This window comes from Clostridia bacterium (assembly GCA_012840125.1).
GTDB lineage: Bacteria > Bacillota > DULZ01 > DULZ01 > DULZ01 > DULZ01.
In genome coordinates, this window is the sequence record DULZ01000076.1 from 1 (window position 1) to 3936 (window position 3936).

Sequence of the window (3936 nt, forward strand, 5' to 3'; positions counted from 1 at the left end):
AATTGGGCCGGCAGTTATCCCGCCAGTCTCAGCGGTGGTATGCAGCAAAGGGTCGGCTTGGCCAGGGCCCTGGCTAACGATCCGGACATTTTGCTCATGGATGAAGCGTTCAGCGCCTTGGATCCACTCATCCGTAAGGAGATGCAGGATGAGCTGTTGGAACTCCACTCCCGCCTGCGCAAGACGATTTTGTTCATTACTCACGACTTAGATGAGGCTTTAAAGCTGGGCGACAGGATTGCCGTCATGAAAGACGGGGAAGTCGTCCAAGTTGGCACTCCTGAAGAAATCCTTACTAACCCGGCCAATGATTATGTAAGAGATTTTGTTCAGGATGTAGATCGAGGAAAGGTACTAACTGCCCGCAGCATTATGATCAAACCGGAAGTGATCACCTCCAAAGACGGCCCGAAAGTGGCCATGCGCAAGATGAAGGAAACCGGCCTTTCCAGTGTTTTCGTAGTAGACCCTCACCGGACTTTAATGGGCATCGTGACCGCCGATGCTATCCTGGAACAGGACAACTGGGAAGCTAAACACTTGTCATCAGTCCTGATCACAGACGTTCCCACCACGTCGCCGGACACTCCGGTCAATGAACTGTTTCCCATGGCTGCTGAAACCAAGATACCGATTTCCGTAGTTGATGAGCACCATAAGTTGCTGGGGATTATTCCCCGGGTAGCCATCCTGGCGGCTATGTCTAAAAAGGAGGTCAAAGCTCTGTGAATTGGGATTTCAGCAATGGTTTCAGCGGTCTGCCCATCGGGTTTTACTTCAAAGGGCTGGTTGATTGGCTGGATCAAGCCTTGGCTCCTTTTTGGGATGTTTTGTCTGCGGTCATTTTTTGGATGGTTACTTCTTTAGAAGCAGCGTTCGGTCGTGTCCCACCGGTGATCACTATCATTGTTTTCGCTTTGATCGCCTGGAAAGCAGCCGGCAAGAAATTGAGCCTTTTTACGGTCGCCGCTTTCCTGCTGATCCTGGGCATGGATCTATGGCGCCAGACCATGCAGACCTTGTCTTTAGTGATTGTATCCACCATCATTGCTTTGCTGATCGGGATACCGCTGGGCATTTGGGCTTCCCGCAGTGATCGTTTAAGCCAGGCGTTAAGGCCGGTGCTTGACTTTATGCAGACCTTGCCGGCTTTTGTTTATTTAATCCCGGCTATCACCTTTTTCCAAATCGGCAGGGTGCCGGGGGTGATTGCTACCGTGATTTTCGCCATGCCCCCTGCCATCCGGCTCACCAATTTAGGCATACGACAAGTGGCGGAGGACGTGGTGGAAGCAGCCCTGGCCTTTGGTTCTACGCCCAATCAACTGCTGTTTAAAGTCCAGCTGCCCCTGGCCTTACCGACCATTATGGCCGGCATCAACCAGTGCATTATGCTGGCTTTGTCCATGGTGGTGATTGCCTCCATGGTGGGTGCGCCCGGCCTTGGGGAAGGGGTACTGACCGGTATCAGCCAGTACAAGCTGGACATCGGCTTTGAAGCGGGACTGGCGGTGGTGCTGTTGGCCATGTTTTTAGACAGGGTCACGGAAGCACTGGGCAAGAAGAACAATTATTAAGGGGGTATTGTCTTGAAGAGATTCAAAAAAGGCATTGTGCTGCTGCTGGTGATGAGCTGCGTGGCGGTGTTGGCCGGTTGCCAAGGGGAGACGGGAAATGCAGGTAGTACCGGGGAAAGCCGGGAAGCAAAGGGCACCATCCGTTTTGGTTACGTGAACTGGGCTGAAGGTATCGCCATGACCCATCTCCTGCAGGCGGTCATTGAAGATAAACTGGGATATGAAGTGGAAACTACCCAGGCAGATGTAGGGCCGGTGTTTCAGGGGGTGGCCCAGGGGAGTTTTGATGCTTTTGTAGATACCTGGCTGCCGGTAACTCATGCTTCATATATAGAACAGCTGGGTGACAAATTTGACGTATACGAAGATCCGGTCTATGAGAATGCCAGGATTGGTTTGGTAGTGCCGGCCTACGTGAATATCAATTCCATTGAAGAATTGAATGACCACCGGGAAAAATTCCAAAACCGCATTGTGGGCATTGATGCCGGAGCAGGCATTATGCAAAAGACGGAGGCGGCCATTGCGGAATACGGTTTGGCATTTGAATTGATCAAGAGCAGCGGTCCGGCTATGACGGCCAGTTTAGCTGATGCCATTGCCAATGAGGAATGGATTGTCGTTACCGGATGGACCCCGCACTGGAAGTTTGCCCGCTGGGATCTAAAATTCCTCGAAGATCCAAAAGGTATTTACGGGGCTGATGAGCATATCTATGTTACCGCTCGCAAAGGGCTGGAAGAGGATGCCCCTGATGTAGTGAAGCTGCTGAAAAACTTTAAGTTGAATGATGAACAGCTTGGTACTTTGGAAGACTATATTAATGAAGGCCTGGATCCGGTGGAAGCCGGTCGCAAGTGGATGAACGAAAATCCGGATGTGGTGGAGGGCTGGCTCCAGTAACCGGCTTAGTAAGGAAAATAGCAGGTCTCTAGGTTTCAGAGTTAACCCCGGGCCCCTGGCGCCTGCCGGCGGCCAAGGGCCGGCGGGTGGGCGATGGCTCTGAAATCCTAGAGACCTTTTATACTTCACTGCCGGCAAGGGGAGGTAAGGTTTACAGGTTGAGCTTCCGGTCCAACAGGTAAGAAGTGGTAACAAACAATATGATTAGCACCCCCACCAGCAGGAAAACATCGGAGCCTTTAATGATGATTTCCGGCAGGTGGTAACTGCCCTCCAGGCGATAGCTAATTTGCTGCGCTACTCTGGTGATGATTTCCGAAATGGCCAAGAAACATAGGAAAGCCACCAGCTTGCCGTATTTCAGGGAAGCAAAGATAGTCTTAGCCAGAGTTACAGACAAGTAAACCATCAACAAAAACGCTACGTAAATGCTGAGAAGCACCAGCAAAGCTTTGAGCACGTTGCCCCATTCCCGGTAGCTCAAGGCGGAGAAGTCCACCTGGATCAGCCCCAGCCGGTTAAAATACCATATGTCGAGGTAGAAGGTGAGGCCGGTGATGACCATCACCCCGGTACATTCGAGCACGACGGCCAGCAGCTTGCCGCCGAGAAACTGGTACCCGCGCAGGGGCAGGGTGAAGTCCAGGTATCCCTCGTCACTGAACAGACTCCGGTATAACCGGGCGATGTGGTCTAGAAACAGTGCCACCGCCAAGACGATGCACAGCAGGATGAGGAGGGCGGTTAGCGTTCTGGGATTGTTTCCCTCGTGCCGGAAGTTGGTGATTACGCTCAGGTTGGCGGCGAAAAAGATCACGATGCCGGCCAGGAAAAACTTCCACCGCCGCAGCCATTCGTATTTTACCAGGTTAAGCATCATCCCCGTATACCTCCTTGTAAAGCTCTTCCACGGATTTCTGGTACTCGCGCCGCAAATCATCCACATTACCCATTAAAGCTATTTGGCCGTTTTTGAGGAAGAGAACCTCATCCATGATGCTTTCAATTTCCCTGATGATGTGGGTGGCAATCACCATGGTGGCATCTTCCCGGGCGGAAGCCAAGATCATTTCCAGCACCTTTTCCCTGGAGACGGGATCCAGCCCGTTAAAGGGCTCATCCAAAAGATACAGTTTAGCCTGCCTCGACATAGCCAGCCCTATTTTTAAACGTCCCAGCATCCCCGTGGACAAGTCGGCGATTTTCTGCCGGGGCTGCAAGCCCATGGCTGTCAACCGCTCTTCCGCCAGACCCTGGGAGAAATCGGGGAAAAAGTCCCGGTAATAGCCCACGGCCTGCCCCACCGTCATCCAGCGGGGAAGGTGATTGATAGTAGGCAAGTAGGAGATCAAATGCTTGGTTTTGACACTGGGTACTTGCCCGGCCACGGCAAAGGAACCGGCCGACGGTTGGGTGATGCCTGCCAGCACCTTCAGCAGGGTGGTCTTGCCGCTGG

Annotated in this window: 5 protein-coding genes; 3 read left to right on the forward strand and 2 right to left on the reverse strand. The window is 52.6% G+C overall.

Annotated features, from left to right (window positions below):
• From GXX34_08820 to GXX34_08830, 3 genes are all read left to right on the forward strand, one after another.
• Positions 1-729 (forward strand): CBS domain-containing protein (locus GXX34_08820; GenBank protein ID HHW07610.1); only part of this gene is annotated, 729 nt, incomplete at its 5' end.
• A gap of 122 nt (positions 730-851) precedes the next feature.
• On the forward strand, positions 852-1577 hold the full coding sequence (locus GXX34_08825) for a proline/glycine betaine ABC transporter permease (GenBank protein ID HHW07611.1): 726 nt from the start codon (positions 852-854) through the stop codon (positions 1575-1577).
• Positions 1578-1628: 51 nt separating this feature from the next.
• Positions 1629-2480 (forward strand): glycine betaine ABC transporter substrate-binding protein, encoded by an 852-nt coding sequence (locus GXX34_08830; GenBank protein HHW07612.1) that lies wholly within the window; start codon positions 1629-1631, stop codon positions 2478-2480.
• Between the two features lie 151 nt (positions 2481-2631).
• Here GXX34_08830 and GXX34_08835 read toward each other — a convergent pair whose 3' ends face one another.
• Positions 2632-3360 carry a hypothetical protein gene (locus GXX34_08835; GenBank protein HHW07613.1) on the reverse strand — a complete coding sequence of 243 codons (729 nt, stop codon included), beginning with the start codon at positions 3358-3360 and terminating at the stop codon, positions 2632-2634.
• Positions 3350-3936, reverse strand: a 587-nt coding sequence (locus tag GXX34_08840; GenBank protein ID HHW07614.1) for an ABC transporter ATP-binding protein, incomplete at its 5' end; no start/stop codon positions are given. The genes GXX34_08835 and GXX34_08840, both read right to left, overlap by 11 nt.